The organism is Pantoea sp. E2023-21, from assembly GCF_051302795.1.
GTDB classification, from domain to species: Bacteria; Pseudomonadota; Gammaproteobacteria; order Enterobacterales; family Enterobacteriaceae; genus Pantoea; species Pantoea ludwigii_A.
On sequence record NZ_CP195344.1, the window covers coordinates 3,113,358 to 3,133,968 of the forward strand.

The following is a 20,611-nucleotide window of genomic DNA, read 5'->3' on the forward strand; positions in this document are numbered from 1 at the left end:
GCCGAAGCTGGGTTTTTTCTTGCATCCGAATCGCGAGGATTCGACGGCAAATAATCTTATTTCTTGGTTGCTGGCACGCTGAAACGCTTGTTGAAGCGATCTACACGGCCACCGGTGTCAGCTACACGCTGCTTACCAGTGTAGAACGGGTGGCATTTGCCGCACACGTCCAGGTTCAGACCAGAAGCCATGGTTGAACGGGTGTTGATCACGTTACCGCAAGAGCAAGTCATGGTTACTGCTTCGTACTTAGGGTGAATACCTTGTTTCATGGGAGAACCTCATAAAAGGCCGTGTCGCTCTCCGTGCCAGGCTCAGCCTGCACAGCACCACACGCGGTTGAACATTAAGTGTATGCTCCGACGAGCGATCTCATCGAAGGCGGCATAGTATACAGAAATTAACCACTTTTAGCAAATCACTGCTGTAGATACCCGCTCAAGGTAGCAACGTGTACACTACTTCTCCTTATTTCTTCGAGCCGGATAGAGATTCCCATGCCCGTTGTTCAGGTTGCCCTGCCCGTTCCGCTACCTCGCCTGTTTGATTACTTGCTGCCGACCGATGCGCCGCAGCCGGTGGCGGGCGCACGCGTGAATGTGCCGTTCGGCAATCGCAAAATGATCGGTATTGTGGTCGGCACGCGTGAGACCAGCGATCTCCCGCTGACGCAGCTCAAGCAGATAGACAGCGTGCTCGACAATCACAGTCTGTTCTCGCCCGCGCTATGGCGCATTTTGCACTGGGCCGCGCACTACTATCATTCGCCGCTGGGTGAAGTGCTCAGCCATGCGCTGCCGGTGCTGCTACGTCAGGGTAAACCCGCGCAGGAAGCGCCGCTGTGGCAATGGGTCATTAATGATGCTGGCCGCGAAGTGGCGATGGAGAGCCTGAAGCGCGCGCCGAAACAGCAGCAAGCGCTGGCGATGCTGCGTCAGCGACCACTGTATCGCCATCAGGTCAGCGAACACGATTTTACCGATGCCGCGCTACAAGCGTTGCGGGCAAAAGGCTTGTGCGAGTTGCGTGAACATACGCCGCAGATGCACGACTGGCGCACCAGCTTTGCCGTAAAAGGTGAACGCCTGCGCCTGAATACCGATCAGGCGATGGCGGTGGGCGCGATGCGTAGTGAAGACGATCACTATGCGCCATGGTTGCTCGCCGGTATTACCGGTTCTGGTAAAACTGAGGTGTATCTCAGCGTGTTAGAGAACGTGCTGGCACGCGGCAAGCAGGCGCTGGTGCTGGTGCCGGAAATTGGACTGACGCCACAAACCATCGCCCGCTTCCGCGAGCGCTTTGATGCGCCGATTGATGTGCTGCACTCGGCACTGAATGATAGCGAACGCCTTGCCGTCTGGCTGCGCGCGCGCAGTGGTGAAACCGCGATTGTTATCGGTACACGTTCAGCATTGTTCACGCCGCTGGCGCGTCCCGGCGTGATCATCATTGATGAAGAGCACGATAGCTCGTACAAACAGCAGGAAGGCTGGCGCTATCAGGCGCGCGATCTGGCGGTGTTCCGCGCTCATGAAGAAGACATTCCGATTGTGATGGGTTCGGCCACGCCCGCGTTGGAAACCCTGCACAACGTGCGCGTGGGCAAATATCGCCAGCTTAATCTCACCAAACGCGCGGGCAATGCCAAACCAGCGCTACAGCAGCTGATCGATCTTAAAGGCCAGCAGCTGAAAGGCGGATTAGCGCCAGCGCTGCTCGGCAAAATGCGCCAGCATCTGCAAGCCGATAATCAGGTATTGCTGTTCCTTAACCGTCGCGGCTTCTCGCCGGCGCTGATGTGCCATGATTGCGGCTGGCTGGCGGAATGTCAGCGCTGCGATAGCTATTACACGCTGCATCAGAACCATCGCCAGCTGCGCTGCCACCATTGTGACAGCCAGCGTCCGCTGCCGAATCAATGCCCGGGCTGTGGTTCAACGCATTTGATGCCGGTTGGTGTGGGCACCGAACAGCTGGAACAGCAGCTTGGCACGCTGTTCCCCGGCGTGCCGGTATCACGTATCGATCGCGACACCACCAGCCGCAAAGGTGCGCTGGAGCAACATCTGGCCGATGTACATCGCGGCGGTGCGCGCATTCTGGTAGGCACGCAAATGCTGGCGAAGGGCCATCACTTCCCGGATGTCACGCTGGTGTCGCTGCTGGATGTTGATGGCGCGCTGTTCTCGGCCGATTTCCGCGCCGCTGAGCGTTTCGCACAGCTGTATACCCAGGTTGCAGGCCGTGCGGGTCGCGCCGGTAAACAGGGCGAAGTGTTGCTGCAAACCCATCATCCAGACCATCCGCTGCTGCAAACTTTGCTGCACCGCGGCTATTTCGCTTTTGCCGATCAAACGCTGCTGGAGCGCCAGTCGGTGCAACTGCCACCGTGGACCAGCCACGCGCTGTTCCGCGCCGAGGATATGGATAATCAACAGGCAGCAGAATTCCTCACTCAACTGCGTAATTTGCTGGAAGCCAGCCCGTTAAAAGATGACGCGATGTGGCTGATGGGGCCGGTTCCGGCATTGGCTCCGAAGCGCAGCGGCCGCTGGCGCTGGCAGCTGCTGTTGCAACATCCTTCACGAAAACGTTTGCAACAGTTGCTGAGCGGATCGCTGCCGCTCATCGCCACGTTGCCCGCCGCGCGCAAAGTGAAATGGACGCTGGATATCGACCCCACCGAGAGTTAAGCCGCGCCACATCTGCGAGCCAGATCGAAAAAAGTCGCACAAGTCACAATTTTTATGCAAATTAAGTAACAACCCGGCACGACCTTGGGTTAACAATAGTGCCGACCCGGTTGAAGCCCGGTAATGTCTGAAAATCAATGCGCTGTACCGCGTCAGGAGTTATACGTTGGACCAGAAGCAACCTTCCACCGCCGCCACCATGAAAGATGTGGCCGAGAAAGCAGGCGTTTCCACCGCCACGGTTTCACGTGCGTTGATGAATCCAGAAAAAGTCTCAGCCGCTACCCGGCTCAAAGTTGAAAAAGCCGTAATTGCCGTGGGCTATGCGCCGCACGGTTTGGCGCGCAATGCTAAACGCGGAGAAACGCAAACCATTCTGGTGATTGTGCCGGACATCTGCGATCCCTTCTTCAGTGAGATCATTCGCGGCGTGGAAGTCACCGCCGCACACGAAGGTTATCTGGTGCTGATTGGCGATTGCGCCCATCAGAATAAACAGGAAAAAACCTTCCTGAATTTAATGCTGACGCGACAAATAGACGGCATGGTGCTGTTAGGTTCACAACTGCCGTTTGACGCTGGCATTGAAGACCAGCGCAACCTGCCGCCCATGGTGATGGGTAACGAATTTGCGCCGGAAATGGCGCTGCCTACGGTCCATATCGATAACCTGACGGCAGCCTTTGAAGCGGTGAATCACCTGCTGCAACTCGGCCACCGCCAAATCGCCTGCATTACCGGGCCAGAACACATTCCGCTAAGTCAGTATCGACTGCAGGGCTACATCCAAGCGCTGCGCCGCAGCAGTATCGCTATCGATCCGACCATGATTGTGCACGGTGACTTCACCTTTGAAGCGGGTGCTAATGCACTGAAACAATTGATGAGTTTGCCGCAGCCGCCGAAAGCGATTTTCTGCCATAGCGATCTGATGGCGCTGGGCGCAATGAACCAGGCGCGCAAACTCGGCATGCGTATTCCGCAGGATCTCTCAGTGGTGGGCTTTGATGATATCGAACTGGCGCAATACTACGATCCGCCGCTAACCACCGTGGCCCAGCCGCGCTTCGCCATTGGCCGTGAAGCTATGCTGCTACTGCTTGATGAATTGCAGGGCAAACGCGTGAATAACGGTTCGCGCCTGCTGGATGCAGAGCTGCGCGTGCGCGGCAGTACGGCACCCGCAGCAAAACGCGAAAAATAACGTATAGAAGCCTGCATTTTCAGCGCATTCTGAAGGCAGACTGTGCTGGTCAAAGTTCCAGCCCTTGCGTAACATGGCGCATTCATTGCCGGGCAATTAACAGCACATTTACATGCCCATTGGCATATTTTTTTGAAGGGTATTAGAACGAAAGTGGCACAGAAAGATTATGTAGGCCGCGGGCGTTCAACAGGGACGCGTCGCAAAAAACCCGCCAGCCGCAGTAAGAAAAGCAAAGGCGGATCAGGCACTTCAAAGCTCATGATGGTACTGGCCGTGGCCGTGCTGGTCACCTTTGCCGGTGGTTTATGGTTCATCTCGCATCATAAGAAAGAAGAGATTGAGGTCATTCCAAATCATAAAGCCAACGGTAACGGCCTGCCGCCGAAGCCCGAAGAGCGCTGGAAGTACATCAAAGAGTTGGAAAATCGCCAAATTACCGTTCCTTCGCCGACTGAGCCTTCAGCCGGTGGCGTGCAGTCACAAACTCAGCTGACCGATGAACAGCGCCAGCTGCTGGAACAGATGCAGGCCGATATGCGCCAGCAGCCTACGCAGCTGAATGAAGTGCCGTGGAACGAACAAACCCCGGCGCAGCGCCAGCAAACGCTGCAGCGTCAGCAGGTGCAACAACAGCAGCAGCAGGTACAACAACAACAGCAGCAGTTGCAACGTCAGCAGCAGCTACAGCAGCAGCAGCAGCAGCGCCAGCAACAGTTGCAGCAACAACAGGCCGCCCGTCAGCAGCAACAGCAAGCTGCACCAATCACGCGCGAGCCAACGCAGCAGACTAAACCGCAGGAAACCGCCAAGGCGAAAGCGGAAGAGAAAGCCTCTTCGCAGCGCTGGATGGTGCAGTGTGGTTCGTTCAAAGGCACCGATCAGGCGGAGTCAGTGCGCGCCGGGTTGGCATTTGAAGGATTTGAGAGCCGTATTACCACCGGCGGTGGCTGGAATCGCGTGGTGATCGGGCCATTTAAAGATCGCAGTAGCGCGGACAGCACGGTCAAACGCTTACACAGTTCCGGTCACGGAAGTTGTATTCCCCTCGCTTTACCTTAAATTCTTTAGGGGTTGAAACTCCCCAATCCTGCCCCATATCTGGTTGCATGATACTCCGCGCCGAGTGCGCGGAGTTCCTTTTCTACTGCAACAAGGGGTCTGCCCGTGACAACAATAGTAAGTGTACGACGCAACGGCCAGGTAGTGATTGGCGGTGATGGCCAGGCTACGCTCGGCAATACCGTAATGAAAGGCAATGTTAAAAAAGTCCGTCGTCTTTACAATGATAAAGTGATCGCCGGTTTTGCTGGCGGTACCGCAGATGCCTTCACCCTGTTTGAACTGTTTGAGCGCAAGCTGGAGATGCACCAGGGCCACCTGGTGAAAGCGGCGGTCGAGCTGGCCAAAGATTGGCGTACCGACCGCATGCTTCGTCGCCTTGAAGCGCTGCTGGCGGTCGCCGACGAAAACGCCTCGCTGATCATCAGCGGCAACGGCGATGTCATCCAGCCGGAAAATGACCTGATTGCCATTGGTTCTGGTGGGCCTTACGCCCAGGCAGCGGCACGCGCGTTGCTGGAAAACACGGACATTGGTGCGCAAGATATCGTTGAAAAGGCGCTGAACATCGCCGGCGATATCTGTATCTACACCAACCACAATATTAACATCGAAGCATTACCGTCTAAGGCGTAAGGATAAAAATCATGTCCGAGATGACTCCACGCGAGATTGTCAGCGAGCTTAACCGCTTTATTATCGGCCAGGACGGTGCAAAGAAGGCGGTCGCGATCGCCCTGCGTAACCGCTGGCGCCGCATGCAGCTCGACGAAGAGCTGCGCCATGAAGTGACGCCAAAAAACATCCTGATGATTGGTCCAACCGGCGTTGGTAAAACCGAAATCGCCCGTCGCTTAGCTAAACTGGCTAACGCACCGTTCATCAAAGTGGAAGCCACCAAATTCACCGAAGTCGGTTACGTCGGCAAAGAGGTTGATTCCATCATTCGCGATCTGACCGATTCTGCCATCAAGATGGTGCGCAGCCAGGCGATCGAGAAGAACAAATACCGTGCCGAAGAGATGGCGGAAGAGCGCATCCTCGATGTGCTGATTCCACCGGCAAAAAATAACTGGGGCCAGGCTGAGCAAGCGGCTGAGCCATCAACAGCGCGTCAGTCATTCCGCAAGAAACTGCGCGAAGGTCAGCTGGACGACAAAGAGATTGAGATCGATCTGGCTGCTTCTTCAGCCGGCGTTGAAATCATGGCGCCTCCGGGCATGGAAGAGATGACCAGCCAGCTGCAATCGATGTTCCAGAACCTCGGTGGACAGAAGCAGAAGCCGCGTAAGCTGAAAATCAAAGAAGCCATGAAGCTGCTGATTGAAGAAGAAGCGGCCAAGCTGGTGAACCCGGAAGAGCTGAAGCAGGATGCCATCGATGCCGTCGAGCAGCACGGCATCGTGTTCATCGACGAAATCGACAAAATCTGTAAGCGCGGCGGCCAGAATGCCGGCGGCCCAGACGTTTCGCGTGAAGGCGTACAGCGCGACCTGCTGCCGCTGGTAGAAGGTTGCACCGTTTCCACCAAGCACGGCATGGTGAAAACTGACCACATTCTGTTTATCGCTTCCGGCGCGTTCCAGGTCGCCAGTCCGTCAGATCTGATTCCCGAACTGCAGGGCCGTCTGCCGATTCGCGTTGAACTGCAGGCGCTGACCGTCAACGACTTCGAGCGCATCCTGACCGAGCCAAACGCCTCGGTTACCGTGCAGTACAAAGCGCTAATGGGCACTGAAGGGGTTAACATCGACTTCACCGAAGATGCAGTGCGTCGTATCGCCGAAGCCGCATGGCAGGTGAACGAAACCACTGAGAACATCGGTGCGCGTCGTCTGCATACCGTTCTGGAGCGTCTGATGGAAGATATCTCCTATGACGCCAGCGATCGTAACGGTGAATCGATCACCATCGATGCCGAGTACGTTGGTAAGCATCTGGATGAGCTGGTGGCCGACGAAGATCTCAGCCGCTTCATTCTGTAAGCTTCACCCGCGAAATCTCTGCCCGGCCACTGTGCCGGGCTTTTTTTTACGCAGGATATTGATGCAACGCTTTTTTTGGCGGTTGATGATTTTGCCAACAATCGCCAGATAGCGATATACTTAGCGCTCCTGTGGCAAACAGACGAAAACCCTCATGAAATACGATACATCTGAACTCTGTGACATCTACCACGAAGCTGTGAATGTTGTTGAACCGCTTTTTTCGAACTTTGGTGGGCGCAGCTCATTCGGTGGTCAAATCACCACAGTGAAATGTTTCGAAGATAACGGCTTACTCTACGATTTGCTGGAAGAGAACGGTCGGGGTCGCGTATTGCTGGTGGACGGCGGCGGTTCGGTTCGTCGCGCACTGGTCGATGCTCAGCTGGCGAGTCTGGCGGCGCAAAATGAGTGGGAAGGCATCGTGGTTTACGGCTCGGTACGTCAGGTTGACGACCTTGAAGAGCTGGAAATCGGCATTCAGGCGATCGCGGCGATTCCGGTGGGTGCAGCAGGTGAAGGCATTGGCGAAAGTGATGTGCGCGTTAACTTCGGCGGCGTGACCTTCTTCTCTGGCGACCATCTGTATGCCGATAATACTGGCATCATCCTGTCTGAAGACGCACTCGACATCGAGTAAGTCGCAACAAAAACGGGTGCCGCGGCACCCGTTGGTTTAAGCATTGACGCTTAAACTTCTTCCATTTTTCCCAGCAGTGCCCGCAGACGATCCTGCCAGACGTGCTGCTCTTCTTTCAGATGTTGATTTTCACGCACCAGTGCATCCTGGTTGCCTGAAGCCTGGCTGACTTCGTTTTTCAGCGTATTGTTTTGCTCTTTCAGCTCTTCAATTTCCATCTGCAGCAGAGTGATGGTATCAATCGCCTGCTGTACTTTCGCTTCCAGTTTCTCGAACACTTCAAATGACATCTTTCTGACCTCTCCTAAATCTTGCAAGGCGTTGATGGGGCTAATGCATGCCTTATGATGGTGCGCTCAGCCACGATGACTCGATTGTATGTAGCCAAACCCAGCAAGTCCAGCGGCACAAGGCTTGCGGGGGTAGTCTGTAACACTTTTCAGTCAATGCCTAAAAAAATGCGCATCTTCGCGCATCTGTGTGCGCGATCACGTCACCATCAACCCGCAAAGCCGTCTTAATGGGCCTTAAAGAAACGCAAAAGACGCGAAAACGCGCATTTTTATGACGCAGTACACAGTTTTCAATTTCGCTATTTCTCGTTTATGCTCGTTAACGATAAATTCACATCAACCCTACATTAAAAGCTGGGCGACTCATGGATGAGAACAAAAACTGATAAAATTTAACCTCGCTTCAGGAATGCCATTATGAGTCAAACAACTAACACACTAACAGGTCAGTGCATCGCCGAATTTATCGGCACCGGTTTGATCATCTTTTTTGGTGCAGGCTGCGTTGCCGCACTGAAATTGGCCGGTGCTGCGTTCGGTCAGTGGGAAATTTGTATTATCTGGGGTTTAGCCGTATCCATGGCCGTCTATCTTAGCGCGGGCGTTTCTGGCGGGCATCTTAACCCTGCCGTCACTATCGCGCTGTGCCTGTTCGCTAACTTTGAAGGTCGTAAAGTCGTCCCGTATATCCTGGCGCAGGTTGCCGGCGCGTTCTGCGCTGCCGCGTTGGTTTACGGTCTTTACTACAATTTGTTCGTGGATTTTGAAACCAGCCACCAGATGGTACGCGGTAGCGTCGAAAGCCTTGATCTGGCCGGTATCTTCTCTACCTATCCGAACCCGCACATCAGTGTTGGTCAGGCGTTCCTGGTAGAGATGGTGATTACCGCCGTATTGATGGGCGTTATCATGGCGCTGACCGATGATGGCAACGGCGTACCACGTGGTCCACTGGCACCGTTGTTGATCGGTCTGTTAGTTGCCATTATCGGTGGTGCAATGGGCCCACTCACCGGCTTCGCACTTAACCCGGCGCGTGACTTCGGTCCAAAACTGTTCGCCTTCTTCGCTGGCTGGGGCAACGTCGCCTTCACCGGTGGCAAAGATATTCCTTATTTCCTGGTTCCGATTTTTGGCCCGCTGGTCGGTGCTTGCCTCGGAGCCTTTGGCTACCGCTCACTGATTGGCCGTCATCTGCCAGTAAACATCGCGGAAGCCAGCACAGCAGAAAAACCGGTTGCGCGCGCTCAGCAGCGTAAAGCGTAAGTTTCATCGATACCACATCAGGAAAGCACAATGACTACTGATAAAAAATATATTGTTGCACTCGATCAGGGCACAACCAGCTCACGCGCCGTGGTGCTTGATCATGATGCCAACATCGTTGCGGTTTCTCAGCGCGAATTTACTCAGATCTACCCGAAAGCGGGTTGGGTTGAACATGACCCAATGGATATCTGGGCGTCACAAAGCTCAACACTGGTTGAAGTGCTGGCCCACGCCGACATTAACTCGGATCAAATCGCGGCGATTGGTATCACCAACCAGCGTGAAACCGCCATCGTGTGGGATAAAGAGAGCGGCAAGCCAATCTACAACGCCATCGTCTGGCAGGATCCGCGCACCGCAGATTACTGTAACAAGCTGAAGAAAGAGGGCCTGGAAGAGTATATCCAGCACACCACCGGTTTGGTGATTAACCCGTACTTCTCCGGCACCAAAGTGAAGTGGATTCTCGACCACGTTGAAGGCGCGCGTGAGCGTGCAAAACGCGGCGAACTGCTGTTCGGTACCGTTGATACCTGGCTGATTTGGAAAATGACGCAGGGACGTGTACACGTCACCGATCACACCAACGCCTCACGTACCATGATGTACAACATCCACAAGCTGGAGTGGGATGAGCGCATGCTGGAGATCCTCGATATCCCGCGTGAAATGCTGCCAGAAGTGAAAGGCTCTTCTGAAGTGTACGGCCAGACCAACATTGGTGGTAAAGGCGGTACGCGTATTCCAATCGCGGGTATTGCCGGTGACCAGCAGGCGGCGCTGTATGGCCAGCTGTGCGTACAACCGGGTATGGCGAAAAACACTTACGGCACCGGCTGCTTTATGCTGATGAACACCGGCACCGAAGCCGTGACCTCAACGCACGGCCTGCTGACCACCATCGCTTGCGGTCCGCGCGGCGAAGTGAACTATGCGCTGGAAGGTGCGGTGTTTATCGGTGGTGCGTCGATTCAGTGGCTGCGCGATGAGATGAAACTGATCAGTGATTCCACTGACTCTGAATACTTTGCGTTGAAAGTGAAAGACAGCAATGGCGTCTACATGGTGCCTGCCTTCACCGGCTTGGGTGCACCTTACTGGGACCCGTATGCACGCGGCGCGATTTTCGGTCTGACGCGCGGTGCTAACGCTAACCACATCATCCGTGCCACGCTGGAATCGATTGCTTACCAGACGCGTGACGTACTGGAAGCGATGCAAAACGATGCGGGCACGCGTCTGCAATCGCTGCGTGTTGATGGCGGTGCGGTAGCCAACAACTTCCTGATGCAGTTCCAGTCAGACATTCTCGGCACCCGCGTTGAGCGTCCGGAAGTGCGTGAAGTCACCGCGTTGGGTGCAGCGTACCTGGCTGGCTTAGCCGTCGGCTTCTGGGGCGACCTGGAAGAAGTCCGTGCTAAAGCGGTGATTGAGCGTGAGTTCCGCCCAAGCATCGAAACCACCGAACGTAACGTGCGTTACGCAGGCTGGAAGAAAGCCGTCGCTCGCGCCAAAGCGTGGGAAGACGAAGAGTAAAATCCTGCTGACCCGCGGCACCCTGCCGCGGGTTTTCCCCCGTCACGCTTCCCCGCTGTGTTAAACTGCCTGCCTGTTTTTTGTCAGGTGCAACCATGAAACGAGAACTCGCGATTGAATTTTCCCGCGTGACCGAAGCCGCCGCTCTGGCGGGCTATCACTGGTTAGGACGCGGCGATAAAAATGCGGCCGACGGCGCAGCCGTTCACGCCATGCGCATTATGCTCAACACTATCGATATCGACGGCCAGATTGTGATTGGCGAAGGCGAAATCGACGAAGCGCCGATGCTGTATATCGGTGAAAAAGTCGGTACCGGTCGCGGCGACGCGGTGGATATCGCCGTTGATCCGATTGAAGGCACGCGCATGACGGCGATGGGCCAGGCCAATGCGCTGGCGGTGCTGGCGGTGGGCGATAAGGGCAGTTTCCTGCACGCACCTGATATGTACATGGAAAAGCTGATTGTCGGGCCAGGCGCGCGCGGCGCCATCGACCTCAATCTGCCGCTTGATATCAATCTGAAAAACATCGCGCTGGCATTAGGCAAACCGCTTAGCCAGTTAACGGTGTCGATTTTGGCCAAGCCACGCCACGATGCGGTGATAGCCCAGCTGCAGCAGCTTGGCGTGCGCGTGTTCTCCTTCCCGGATGGCGACGTCGCGGCCTCGATTCTAACCTGTATGCCGGATAGCGAAGTCGATGTGATGTACGGCATCGGCGGCGCACCGGAAGGTGTGGTGTCGGCGGCGGTGATCCGTGCGATGGATGGCGACATGCAGGCGCGCTTGCTGGCGCGTCACGTGGTGAAAGGCGATAGCGAAGAGAATCGTCGCCTGGGTGAGAATGAGCTGCAGCGCTGCGCTGAGATGGGTATTGAGGCCGGTCAGGTACTGAAGCTGGATCAGATGGCGCGCAACGATAACGTGATCTTCGCCGCTACCGGCATCACCACCGGCGATTTGCTAAAAGGCATCACGCGTAATGGCAACATTGCCACCAGCGAAACGCTACTGGTGCGCGGCAAATCGCGCACCATTCGCCGCATCCAATCGATCCATTATCTGGATCGCAAAGACGCGGCGCTACATCAATTTATCCTGTAATCGCCTGATTGCCGCTCTCCGGATGACGTGAGAGCGGCCACCAGCACAGCAGCATCACCAGCGACGTCACAAACATCAGCATGCCCAGGCTGGATTGGTCGTGCTGTGGCAACATCGCAGAAAGCCACGCCACCACGCCAGAGCCCAGGTTCTGCAAACCGCCGATGAGTGCACCGGCGCTGCCCGCCAGCCACGCATACGGCTCCATCGCGCCCGACGTTGCCAGTGGAAACAGCATGCCCGCGCCAAAAAAGAACAGCGCAGCCGGCACCAGCAGCGTCCAGATATTCATTACGCCAAACCAGGCGGGAACCCACATCAACAAGCCCGCCAACAGGCAGCTGTTCACGCCGTACCACATCAGCGTGTGCCAGGATTTCTGTTCGCGTCCGGCAAACCAGGCACCAAAGAACGCCGCAGGAATCGGCAGGATGAACAGAATGCTGACGGTCAATCCATCCAGCCCCAACACGCCGCCCATCAGCACGCCGCAGCTGGCTTCAAACACTGCGATGCCCGCCAGTGCGCCAATCAGCAGCAGCAGGTAGCGCACGAAATTGCCGTCACTCAGTAACGTGGCATAACGCTTCAGGAACGGTGTAGCAGGCGTGTCGGCAGGACGGGTTTCCGGCAACCAGCGTGCCATCGATGCGGTAACGCCGACGCACAGCAGCAGCAGGAAGGCAAAACAGGCGTGCCAGCCAAACAGATGCGTTAGCAGCGCACCAATCACCGGTGCCAGCAGCGGGCTCACCAGAATGCCCATATTAAGCAGGCTGTTCGCCTGGCGCAGGGCGATGCCGGAGTAGAGATCGCGCGGCATGGTACGCGCCATCACGCCCGCTACGCCGGTGCCTAAACCTTGCACCGCGCTGCCGAGTACCAGAATATCGAGCGAGGGCGCGAACATGGCGATCAACGCGCCGACGGCAAAGATCGTCATGCCAATCAGGATCACCGGACGTCGGCCAAAACTGTCCGAGAGTGGGCCGTAGATCAACTGCGATCCGCCGTAGGTCATCAGATAGGCGCCCATCACCTGCTGGATCGCCCCACTGCGCACATTGAGCGTTTCGGCCATGTTGGCCATCGCTGGCACATAGATGGTTTGCGCCATCTGCCCAACCGCCACCAGCACGATCAGCATGAATAACAGAAAGCGATTTTGCGTTTTACTTATCAACATGGAACAAAATGTCTGCCTGAGAAACAAAGAATAAGCAGCACAAAAAAGGCCGCCTCGGATTTATGGCGGCAAAAATATCAGGATTCAGTGACAAATCGAGAGGCGCAGGCAAAGCGGTATGTCTTAAGCCGTCAAGCTGAGAGTCCAGATTGTAAACCGTCCGCTACAGTTGCTGATCTGTGCGCTGGGTTTGTCGCTGAGAGCCCTTTGCCCGAGCATGGACTGGAAATCCGTTAGGCCGATAGCGATGATGTACCTACACAATCAAGATTAAGGAGCCAACATGGCAGAGTGGATCAATGCTGAAGTTAAAGAAGTAAAGAACTGGACCGATGCACTGTTCAGCCTGCGCGTTGAAGCGCCTATCGATGCCTTTACGGCGGGTCAGTTTGCCAAGTTGGCACTGGAGATTGACGGCGAGCGCGTGCAACGTGCCTATTCCTACGTCAACGCGCCGCAGGATCCGTTGCTGGAGTTTTATCTGGTCACCGTACCGGAAGGCAAACTGAGCCCACGCTTGCAGGCGCTGCAGCCCGGCGAGCAGGTGATGATCACCAAAGAGGCGGCGGGTTTCTTTGTGCTCGACGAAATTCCAGACTGCCAAACGCTGTGGATGCTGGCGACCGGCACGGCAATCGGTCCCTATTTATCGATTCTGCAACAGGGGGACGATCTGGATCGTTTCGACAATATTGTGTTGGTGCACGCCGCGCGTTTTGCCGATGACCTGAGTTTTCTGCCCTTGATGCAGGCCTTGCAGCAGCGCTATCAGGGCAAGTTACATATTCAAACGGTGGTGAGTCGCGAAGAGATTGCCGGTTCACTGCACGGTCGCGTCCCGCAGCTGATTGAAAGTGGTGAACTGGAACGCGCAGTCGGCTTGCCGCTGACGGCAGAAACCAGCCATGTGATGCTGTGTGGTAACCCGCAGATGGTGCGCGATACTCAGCAACTGTTGAAAGATACGCGAGAGATGCGCAAGCATTTCAAACGTAAACCCGGCCATATGACCAGCGAGCATTACTGGTAATGGGCGCGGGGCGAAGAATCTGAGATTTTTCCCAGTGCGGGTTTTGACTTTGCCCGGTAAAAACCGTTCTAATCGTGGGCTAAGTGAATGATTTAGGGCCGAAGCAATGAACAACCTGCCAGTCGCGCTGCTGCTTGGCCTCGCACTGACATTTCCCGCCTGGGCGGATGATGCGCCTGCACTGGATCGTAGCGATCATCTGCCTGCTGCGCCTTATCTGCTTGCGGGTGCGCCAACGTTTGATATGACCGTTGCTCAGTTCCGTGAGAAGTACAACGCGGTTAATCCCGATCAACAGCTGCAGGAATATCGCGCCATCGATAATCGCGGCGATAAAAGCAATCTGACGCGTGCCGCCAGCAAAATCAGTGAAACCTTGTATGCTTCCACCGCGCTGGAGCAAGGTACCGGCAAAATCAAAACGCTGCAGATCACCTGGTTGCCGGTTCCCGGCCCCGATCTGAAAGCCGCTCAGGCACGCGCCATGGATTATATGACCGCCCTGCTGCGCTTCTTCATCCCAGGCTTGTCGCCCGAAGAGGGGCGTAAAAAGCTTGATTCGTTGTTGAGCGCCGGGAAAGGCGCGCGCTATTTTGCCCGCACCGAAGGTGCATTGCGTTTCGTGGTGGCGGACAACGGTGATAAGGGTTTGACCTTCGCCGTTGAGCCGATAAAACTGGCGCTCGCTACGCCCTGATCGCACCGGCAAAAATGACGAAAAGCAAAGCCAGCAATCCATTTGATCTCTATACTGTCTCGCAGACATCGCTGCCCGATGGCAGCGCTATTTCATGAATCGCGTTATGCGGAGGAAAGAATGCGACATCCACTGGTTATGGGTAACTGGAAACTGAACGGTAGCAAGCAGATCACCAAAGAGCTGATTGAAGGCCTGCGCAAAGAGCTGTCTGGTGTTGATGGTTGTGGCGTCGCGATTGCACCGCCAGCCATCTATCTGGACCTGGCAAAACACGCCATTTCCGGTAGCCACATTGCTCTGGGTGCTCAGAACGTTGACGTTAATCTGTCTGGCGCATTCACTGGCGAAACTTCCGCAGACATGTTGAAAGACGTTGGCGCGAAATACATCATCATCGGCCACTCTGAGCGCCGCACCTACCATAAAGAGAGCGACGAGTTCATCGCGAAGAAATTTGCCGTAGTGAAAGAAGCTGGCCTGGTGCCGGTTCTGTGCATCGGTGAAACTGACGCAGAAAACGAAGCGGGCAAAACTGAAGAAGTGTGCGCACGTCAGATCGACGCCGTGCTGGAAACGCAGGGCGCTGCAGCGTTCGAAGGCGCGGTTATCGCTTACGAGCCAGTTTGGGCGATCGGTACCGGCAAATCAGCCACTCCAGCGCAGGCGCAGGCCGTGCACAAATTCATTCGTGACCACATCGCGAAGAAAGATGCTGCTATCGCACAGCAAGTGATCATTCAGTACGGCGGCTCGGTAAACGACAAAAACGCCGCTGAGCTGTTCACCCAGCCCGATATTGATGGCGCACTGGTTGGCGGCGCTTCACTGAAAGCAGATGCTTTCGCAGTGATCGTGAAAGCGGCGGCAGCTGCGAAAAACGCGTAACGTAACGTTTTCGATGCAGAAAAAGGCGGCTGATTAGCCGCCTTTTTTATTGGCCGCCATTCAAGGCGATCCTGCGAAAAAGCGTTAGTGCGCCAAAATCCCACAGTTATGATCCTGCAACTCTTCCGCCGAGCCGCTGTTCAGTTTGAGCCAGTTACGTTCCAACGCCAGCAGGGCTAAGCGACCATCCGGCAGCTGCGCCAGCGCCAGACCATATTTCCCCATCTCCGTGCGCGCATACGGGATTTCATTCGCCAGACGGATAAACGCACTCTGCTCCGCCAGTTCTGTCGTTGAAAGCGTGCGCACCCAATAACGATGCTTGCGCAGCGTTTCGCTTTGCCATTGCGCATTAAGCTTTGGTGCCAGTGCATCGAGTTGCTGACGCACATCCGACCGCAGACAAGAGATATGAATATGCAGCTGATTCTGGGTACGCCCATATTGGGCATTGATTGCCAGCGACAGCGCGCTATCTGGGATCGGCGCGCCGAGCTTCTGCACCAGTAATGCACGCTGTTGCCAGGCTTCGGCAAAAAGATTCGGCGTAACGGGCTCAAGAATGATGGGACTTTCCATGCCGGTGATTTTTTCGATCGGCATCAGCAGATACTGCAACGGACCGTTGAGATCTTTCAGCGTGACGTATCCCTGCGCGCGGTTCACCTGCTGGCAAGGTGCAGGTTTGCCATTCGCCGCCATATTTGGCACACACTTTTCACTGATGATCTGCCACAAGGCGTTGGAATTTTTCTGGAAATGGATGGCGCAGGCAATCAGTCCGACAATGAGCAGCACCAATAACACGGTAAGTAACTTCAGGGTACGACGACTGCCCTGCATAGCCCGAATCCTCTGTTCATCACCTGCCAGCATCCTCGCCTGGCAGGTGATGAAAGTCACGGATTAATCCGTATTGCCTTCCATTAGGCATAAAAAAACGGCCAGCATTATCGCTGGCCGTTTCTGGAGTCGTTAAGGTTTCATCACCTGATCATAGCTGCCGCCATCAGCGAAGTGGGTTTTCTGGGCTTGTGTCCAGCCACCAAACTTGCTGTCGATGGTGAACAGTTTCACCGGCGCGAATTTATTCGCAAACTTCTTGGCTACCGTTTCGTCACGTGGACGGTAGAAGTTCTCTGCGGCAATGGTCTGGCCTTCCGGCGAATAGAGATACTTGAGGTAATCTTCGGCCACTTTACGGGTGCCCTGCTCGTCGACCACTTTATCCACCACCGAAACCGTTGGCTCTGCCAGAATCGATTCGCTTGGGGTGACAATTTCAAACTTGTCTTTACCCAGCTTATCCACCGCCAGATAGGCTTCGTTTTCCCACGCAATCAGCACATCACCAATTCCACGTTCTACGAAGGTATTAGTCGCACCACGTGCGCCGGAATCCTGTACTTCAACGTTCTTAAACAGCGATTTCACGTAAGCCAGGGCTTTAGCCTGATCGCCACTGTTTTGATCCAGTGCCCAACCCCATGCAGCTAAATAGTTCCAGCGTGCGCCGCCCGACGTTTTCGGGTTTGGCGTGATAACGGAAACGCCTGGTTTGATCAGATCTGGCCAATCATGAATGCCTTTGGGGTTGCCTTTGCGCACCAGGAACACGATGGTCGAGGTGTATGGCGCGGAGTTGTCCGGCAGGCGTTTAATCCAATCTTTATTGATACGACCACGGTCAGCAATAGCATCCACATCGGATTGCAACGCCAGCGTAACCACATCAGCACGGATGCCATTGATCACGGAGGTCGCTTGTTTACCCGATCCGCCGTGCGACTGGCGAATCACCACGTTGTCGCCGGTTTCCTGCTTGTAGTGCGCGCTAAATGCTTTGTTGTACTGCTCGTACAGCTCACGGGTAGGATCGTAAGAGACGTTTAACAGCTGAATATCCTTTGCCAGAACACTGGTTGAAGCCAGTAACAGGGTGACTCCAATACTCCACTTATTCATTGCTTGCTCTCCCGAGGTCGTTATAGAACAAGACTGACACAAACTTATCCATGGATTAAAGAATTAAAAATAAGCTGTTATAACCGTGTGGAATATGTGCAGGTATAAAAAAGCGCGAATCTCATCGCGCCTTAGTGCTGAATGATTAGTAGAGTTTTTTCGCGGTATCGAGCCAGTCACGTTTGAACGGACGCTTCATGTTTTCAATTGCGTCGATGATGTCGTGATGCACCATCTTCTCGTTCTGAATACCGACGCAACGCCCGCCATAACCTTGCAGCAGCAGCTCAATAGAGTAAGAACCCATGCGCGAGGCGAGGATGCGGTCATAAGCACAAGGTGCGCCGCCACGCTGAATATGACCCAGCACAGTCGCGCGGGTTTCACGTTTGGTTTCAGCTTCAATGAAGTGAGCCAGATCGTCGATATCACAGATGTGCTCGGTGATCGCCACAATGGCGTGTTTTTTGCCTTTGGCGATGCCCGCCTTAATCTCGGAAACCAGCTCTTCACGGGTATACGGGATTTCTGGCAACACGATGAATTCACAACCGCCGGCAATGGCTGCCGCCAGCGTTAAATCGCCGCAATAACGGCCCATCACTTCGACGATGGAGATACGCTGATGAGAAGATGAGGTGTCACGCAGGCGGTCAATCGCTTCAACCACGGTTTCCAGCGCAGTGAAATAACCGATGGTGTAATCGGTGCCCGCCACGTCGTTATCGATGGTGCCCGGTAAGCCAATGCACGGGAAGCCCATTTCGGTCAGGCGCTTCGCACCCATGTAGGAACCATCACCGCCGATAACCACCAGCGCATCGATACCGCGCTTTTTCATGTTATCAATCGCGGTCTGGCGCACTTCATCGTTACGGAATTCTGGGAAGCGTGCGGAGCCGAGGAAAGTGCCGCCACGGTTGATCATGTCTGACACGCTGTAGCGGTCGAGGTTAATCATGCGATCTTCGTACAATCCCAGATAGCCGTCGTAAATACCAAAAACTTCCAGTCCTTCACTCAGCGCGGAACGTACAACTCCGCGAATGGCTGCGTTCATGCCTGGGGCGTCGCCGCCGCTGGTCAATACTCCGATTTTTTTGATCATGACAACCTCTGGATTGTTCAAAAACTAAGGATTATTCCTGCCATGTGTCCGGCGTGGACCAGCTCGCGATCGCATGGCTTAATAGTTGCAGAATAGTATATCAAAGGCTTGATGCTGAATTGATTCAGGTCAGACAAGTTTTCTCTAATTTTTTACAGAGTTGTTAGCGTTACGTCACTTTTTTTGTGTAATTGCATGATTTTAAATCGCTAACCTTGAAAAAAGCCGTGTTGATTGCTCGGTACAACAGAGCAGGGATCTTGATGGATAATCACGTCTGAACCGGGAAACTTCTTTAGTAACGCCTGCTCAATTTGATCCGCCACCTGATGCGCCTGCACCAACGGTAACTGATCTTCCATCTCCAGATGCAACTGGATGAAACGTGTGGGGCCTGATTGTCGTGTGCGTAGCGCATGCGCGCCGCGTACGCCAGGCCAGTTGGTCACCACGTTAATAATCTCCTGCGTTTCATGCTCAGGCAGTACGCGGTCTAACAGCGCCTGCACGGCCTCATAACCCATCCGCAAGGCGTTGTAGAGAATATAAACGCCAATGCCGAGCGCGAACAAAGCATCCGCCCGTACAAAACCATAGCTGCTCAAACCGAGTGCAACCAATATTGCGCCGTTCATCACCACATCAGATTGATAGTGCAGCATGTCCGCACGAATCGCCTGACTTCGTGTGCGACGCACCACCCAACGCTGAAAGGCAACCAACGTCAGGGTGGAAAATAGCGCAATCACCGTCACCACAATGCCCACCAGCGGGGCATGCAAGGTTTCGGGCGATGCCAGATGCTGAATGCCGGTGAGAAACAGAAACAGCGCCGATCCGGAGATAAACATGCTCTGTGCCAGTGCGGCGAGTGATTCCGCTTTACCGTGGCCGAAGGTGTGATCATCATCGGCTGGCTGCAGCGAATAGCGCACCACCAGCAAGTTTGTAAGTGAAGCGGCGATATCCACTAAGGAATCCACCAACGCCGCCAACATGCTGACTGAACCGGTATGCCACCAGGCAAATATTTTCACAATTAACAGCACCGTGGCCAGCGTGGTCGCCGCCAGCGCCGCCCGATTGACTAACTTTGCATAGGAAGAATCCATGCCATGCCTCGCAGGTCGCACATATCAAAGGTACGGCCTTTTCGTCGTAAGATGGCTAAACCTTATCATCGGCAGAAGTGTGCTGCATGGTTGAATTTTAAGGCAATGATGTTAGAGAGAAATAACAGGCAAAAAAAACCCCCGCATCATGCGGGGGAAGACAGGGATGGTGTCTATGGCAAGGAAAACAGGGATACTATGTTACTGGTTACTGCTGGTACTACTCACTGCTTGCAGCGGTGATGATGGCTGCAATCCTGAGAGTCGACGAACTTCAGCCAATCGTCGCTCATAATTCTTCTGCAATGTCGCTTGCTGTGCAGGCGTTAGCAGGTGGTACATCTGATTACGAACCCGAGCCATCTCGACTTGCTGCTCTACTGCTGCGCGGGCTTGTTTCTCTGCCTGCTGTCGGATAGCCGATTCATTAAATTTGTCTGCAATGACAAGGTCATGCATAGTTTCTATATCTTGAACGCTGATTGCTGGGCGTTCGTGTCGCGCTTGCTGCATCAGGTCTCGCATCTGTTGCCGCTGTTGTTCAGTCAGCTCAATGCCATCGAACATGTAGCTTTGCGGATTTTGCGTCATACTGCCTGTCGTCAATCCGCTGTTCTGATGCATCTCGTCAATCGTCGTCGTGTCTGCTGCTTCGGCGCTGGCGTGACTGAGAACCATCGCTGAGGCAATGACGACGGCGGTTAAGTAGCGCATCGTTAACTCCCAGTTCGTTCCGTTTTGCGATTCAACGAGAGCCAGTGTACGGCGGTGGCTGCAAACATCCGTCAGGGGGTGTAAAACTACGTAAAGCGTTGGATTGCAAGTCAAGGAACA

At 54.7% G+C, this 20,611-nt stretch carries 20 protein-coding genes; 12 read left to right on the plus strand and 8 right to left on the minus strand.

Annotation, left to right across the window (positions count from 1 at the left end):
- Positions 1–56: 56 nt before the first annotated feature.
- Positions 57–272, minus strand: a complete 216-nt coding sequence (gene rpmE / locus ACRQ84_RS14645) for a 50S ribosomal protein L31 (protein ID WP_064741485.1) — start codon at positions 270–272, stop codon at positions 57–59.
- Between the two features lie 225 nt (positions 273–497).
- On the opposite strand from rpmE, the gene priA reads away from it, so the two are divergent.
- The 6 genes from priA (at position 498) to rraA (ending at position 7,587) form a co-directional block, all read left to right on the plus strand.
- The gene (gene priA / locus ACRQ84_RS14650) at positions 498–2,696 is read left to right on the plus strand and encodes a primosomal protein N' (RefSeq protein ID WP_483816439.1); all 2,199 of its coding nucleotides are present in this window, start codon (positions 498–500) and stop codon (positions 2,694–2,696) included.
- A 199-nt stretch (positions 2,697–2,895) separates the two neighbouring features.
- Positions 2,896–3,900: a DNA-binding transcriptional regulator CytR gene (gene cytR / locus ACRQ84_RS14655; RefSeq protein WP_483817931.1), complete on the plus strand. Its 1,005-nt coding sequence runs from the start codon at positions 2,896–2,898 to the stop codon at positions 3,898–3,900.
- Positions 3,901–4,053: 153 nt separating this feature from the next.
- Positions 4,054–4,962: a cell division protein FtsN gene (gene ftsN / locus ACRQ84_RS14660; protein ID WP_483816440.1), complete on the plus strand. Its 909-nt coding sequence runs from the start codon at positions 4,054–4,056 to the stop codon at positions 4,960–4,962.
- 105 nt (positions 4,963–5,067) lie between these two features.
- Positions 5,068–5,598, plus strand: a complete 531-nt coding sequence (hslV, locus tag ACRQ84_RS14665; RefSeq protein WP_007885391.1) for an ATP-dependent protease subunit HslV — start codon at positions 5,068–5,070, stop codon at positions 5,596–5,598.
- Positions 5,599–5,609: 11 nt separating this feature from the next.
- Positions 5,610–6,947, plus strand: a complete 1,338-nt coding sequence (gene hslU / locus ACRQ84_RS14670; RefSeq protein ID WP_064741488.1) for an ATP-dependent protease ATPase subunit HslU — start codon at positions 5,610–5,612, stop codon at positions 6,945–6,947.
- 154 nt (positions 6,948–7,101) lie between these two features.
- Positions 7,102–7,587, plus strand: coding sequence for a ribonuclease E activity regulator RraA (rraA, locus tag ACRQ84_RS14675; RefSeq protein WP_061720294.1), 486 nt, complete (start codon positions 7,102–7,104; stop codon positions 7,585–7,587).
- A 50-nt stretch (positions 7,588–7,637) separates the two neighbouring features.
- Here the strand turns inward: rraA and zapB are convergent, their stop codons facing one another.
- Positions 7,638–7,877 carry a cell division protein ZapB gene (gene zapB, locus ACRQ84_RS14680; protein WP_007885384.1) on the minus strand — a complete coding sequence of 80 codons (240 nt, stop codon included), beginning with the start codon at positions 7,875–7,877 and terminating at the stop codon, positions 7,638–7,640.
- A 420-nt stretch (positions 7,878–8,297) separates the two neighbouring features.
- Here zapB and ACRQ84_RS14685 point away from each other — a divergent pair, with 420 nt between their 5' ends.
- The 3 genes from ACRQ84_RS14685 (at position 8,298) to glpX (ending at position 11,791) form a co-directional block, all read left to right on the plus strand.
- Positions 8,298–9,146 (plus strand): MIP/aquaporin family protein, encoded by an 849-nt coding sequence (locus ACRQ84_RS14685; RefSeq protein WP_064741489.1) that lies wholly within the window; start codon positions 8,298–8,300, stop codon positions 9,144–9,146.
- A gap of 30 nt (positions 9,147–9,176) precedes the next feature.
- The gene (gene glpK, locus ACRQ84_RS14690) at positions 9,177–10,685 is read left to right on the plus strand and encodes a glycerol kinase GlpK (protein ID WP_064741490.1); all 1,509 of its coding nucleotides are present in this window, start codon (positions 9,177–9,179) and stop codon (positions 10,683–10,685) included.
- Between the two features lie 95 nt (positions 10,686–10,780).
- On the plus strand, positions 10,781–11,791 hold the full coding sequence (gene glpX, locus ACRQ84_RS14695; protein WP_483816441.1) for a class II fructose-bisphosphatase: 1,011 nt from the start codon (positions 10,781–10,783) through the stop codon (positions 11,789–11,791).
- On the opposite strand, the gene emrD is transcribed toward glpX, so the two are convergent.
- Positions 11,781–12,977: a multidrug efflux MFS transporter EmrD gene (emrD, locus tag ACRQ84_RS14700; RefSeq protein ID WP_483816442.1), complete on the minus strand. Its 1,197-nt coding sequence runs from the start codon at positions 12,975–12,977 to the stop codon at positions 11,781–11,783. The genes glpX and emrD overlap by 11 nt on opposite strands.
- A gap of 283 nt (positions 12,978–13,260) precedes the next feature.
- Here emrD and fpr point away from each other — a divergent pair, with 283 nt between their 5' ends.
- The 3 genes from fpr (at position 13,261) to tpiA (ending at position 15,592) form a co-directional block, all read left to right on the plus strand.
- Positions 13,261–14,007, plus strand: a complete 747-nt coding sequence (fpr, locus tag ACRQ84_RS14705; RefSeq protein ID WP_064741493.1) for a ferredoxin--NADP(+) reductase — start codon at positions 13,261–13,263, stop codon at positions 14,005–14,007.
- Between the two features lie 106 nt (positions 14,008–14,113).
- On the plus strand, positions 14,114–14,704 hold the full coding sequence (locus ACRQ84_RS14710; protein WP_064741494.1) for a YiiQ family protein: 591 nt from the start codon (positions 14,114–14,116) through the stop codon (positions 14,702–14,704).
- Positions 14,705–14,824: 120 nt separating this feature from the next.
- Positions 14,825–15,592 carry a triose-phosphate isomerase gene (gene tpiA / locus ACRQ84_RS14715; protein WP_008109693.1) on the plus strand — a complete coding sequence of 256 codons (768 nt, stop codon included), beginning with the start codon at positions 14,825–14,827 and terminating at the stop codon, positions 15,590–15,592.
- An 84-nt stretch (positions 15,593–15,676) separates the two neighbouring features.
- Here tpiA and ACRQ84_RS14720 read toward each other — a convergent pair whose 3' ends face one another.
- The 5 genes from ACRQ84_RS14720 to cpxP form a co-directional block, all read right to left on the minus strand.
- On the minus strand, positions 15,677–16,435 hold the full coding sequence (locus tag ACRQ84_RS14720; protein WP_483816443.1) for a CDP-diacylglycerol diphosphatase: 759 nt from the start codon (positions 16,433–16,435) through the stop codon (positions 15,677–15,679).
- A gap of 132 nt (positions 16,436–16,567) precedes the next feature.
- Positions 16,568–17,557, minus strand: a complete 990-nt coding sequence (locus ACRQ84_RS14725) for a sulfate ABC transporter substrate-binding protein (protein WP_483816444.1) — start codon at positions 17,555–17,557, stop codon at positions 16,568–16,570.
- A gap of 145 nt (positions 17,558–17,702) precedes the next feature.
- The gene (gene pfkA / locus ACRQ84_RS14730; RefSeq protein ID WP_007885343.1) at positions 17,703–18,665 is read right to left on the minus strand and encodes a 6-phosphofructokinase; all 963 of its coding nucleotides are present in this window, start codon (positions 18,663–18,665) and stop codon (positions 17,703–17,705) included.
- A gap of 209 nt (positions 18,666–18,874) precedes the next feature.
- Positions 18,875–19,777: a CDF family cation-efflux transporter FieF gene (gene fieF, locus ACRQ84_RS14735; RefSeq protein ID WP_483816445.1), complete on the minus strand. Its 903-nt coding sequence runs from the start codon at positions 19,775–19,777 to the stop codon at positions 18,875–18,877.
- Between the two features lie 201 nt (positions 19,778–19,978).
- Positions 19,979–20,491 (minus strand): cell-envelope stress modulator CpxP, encoded by a 513-nt coding sequence (gene cpxP, locus ACRQ84_RS14740; protein WP_483816446.1) that lies wholly within the window; start codon positions 20,489–20,491, stop codon positions 19,979–19,981.
- Positions 20,492–20,611 lie beyond the last annotated feature (120 nt).

Coding starts and splice junctions, on each gene's coding strand:
- rpmE (WP_064741485.1), bottom strand. CDS start 272: ATGAAACAAGGTATTCACCCTAAGTACGAAGCAGTAACCATGACTTGC.
- priA (WP_483816439.1), top strand. CDS start 498: ATGCCCGTTGTTCAGGTTGCCCTGCCCGTTCCGCTACCTCGCCTGTTT.
- cytR (WP_483817931.1), top strand. CDS start 2,896: ATGAAAGATGTGGCCGAGAAAGCAGGCGTTTCCACCGCCACGGTTTCA.
- hslU (WP_064741488.1), top strand. CDS start 5,610: ATGTCCGAGATGACTCCACGCGAGATTGTCAGCGAGCTTAACCGCTTT.
- rraA (WP_061720294.1), top strand. CDS start 7,102: ATGAAATACGATACATCTGAACTCTGTGACATCTACCACGAAGCTGTG.
- zapB (WP_007885384.1), bottom strand. CDS start 7,877: ATGTCATTTGAAGTGTTCGAGAAACTGGAAGCGAAAGTACAGCAGGCG.
- ACRQ84_RS14685 (WP_064741489.1), top strand. CDS start 8,298: ATGAGTCAAACAACTAACACACTAACAGGTCAGTGCATCGCCGAATTT.
- glpK (WP_064741490.1), top strand. CDS start 9,177: ATGACTACTGATAAAAAATATATTGTTGCACTCGATCAGGGCACAACC.
- glpX (WP_483816441.1), top strand. CDS start 10,781: ATGAAACGAGAACTCGCGATTGAATTTTCCCGCGTGACCGAAGCCGCC.
- emrD (WP_483816442.1), bottom strand. CDS start 12,977: ATGTTGATAAGTAAAACGCAAAATCGCTTTCTGTTATTCATGCTGATC.
- fpr (WP_064741493.1), top strand. CDS start 13,261: ATGGCAGAGTGGATCAATGCTGAAGTTAAAGAAGTAAAGAACTGGACC.
- ACRQ84_RS14710 (WP_064741494.1), top strand. CDS start 14,114: ATGAACAACCTGCCAGTCGCGCTGCTGCTTGGCCTCGCACTGACATTT.
- tpiA (WP_008109693.1), top strand. CDS start 14,825: ATGCGACATCCACTGGTTATGGGTAACTGGAAACTGAACGGTAGCAAG.
- ACRQ84_RS14720 (WP_483816443.1), bottom strand. CDS start 16,435: ATGCAGGGCAGTCGTCGTACCCTGAAGTTACTTACCGTGTTATTGGTG.
- ACRQ84_RS14725 (WP_483816444.1), bottom strand. CDS start 17,557: ATGAATAAGTGGAGTATTGGAGTCACCCTGTTACTGGCTTCAACCAGT.
- pfkA (WP_007885343.1), bottom strand. CDS start 18,665: ATGATCAAAAAAATCGGAGTATTGACCAGCGGCGGCGACGCCCCAGGC.
- fieF (WP_483816445.1), bottom strand. CDS start 19,777: ATGGATTCTTCCTATGCAAAGTTAGTCAATCGGGCGGCGCTGGCGGCG.
- cpxP (WP_483816446.1), bottom strand. CDS start 20,491: ATGCGCTACTTAACCGCCGTCGTCATTGCCTCAGCGATGGTTCTCAGT.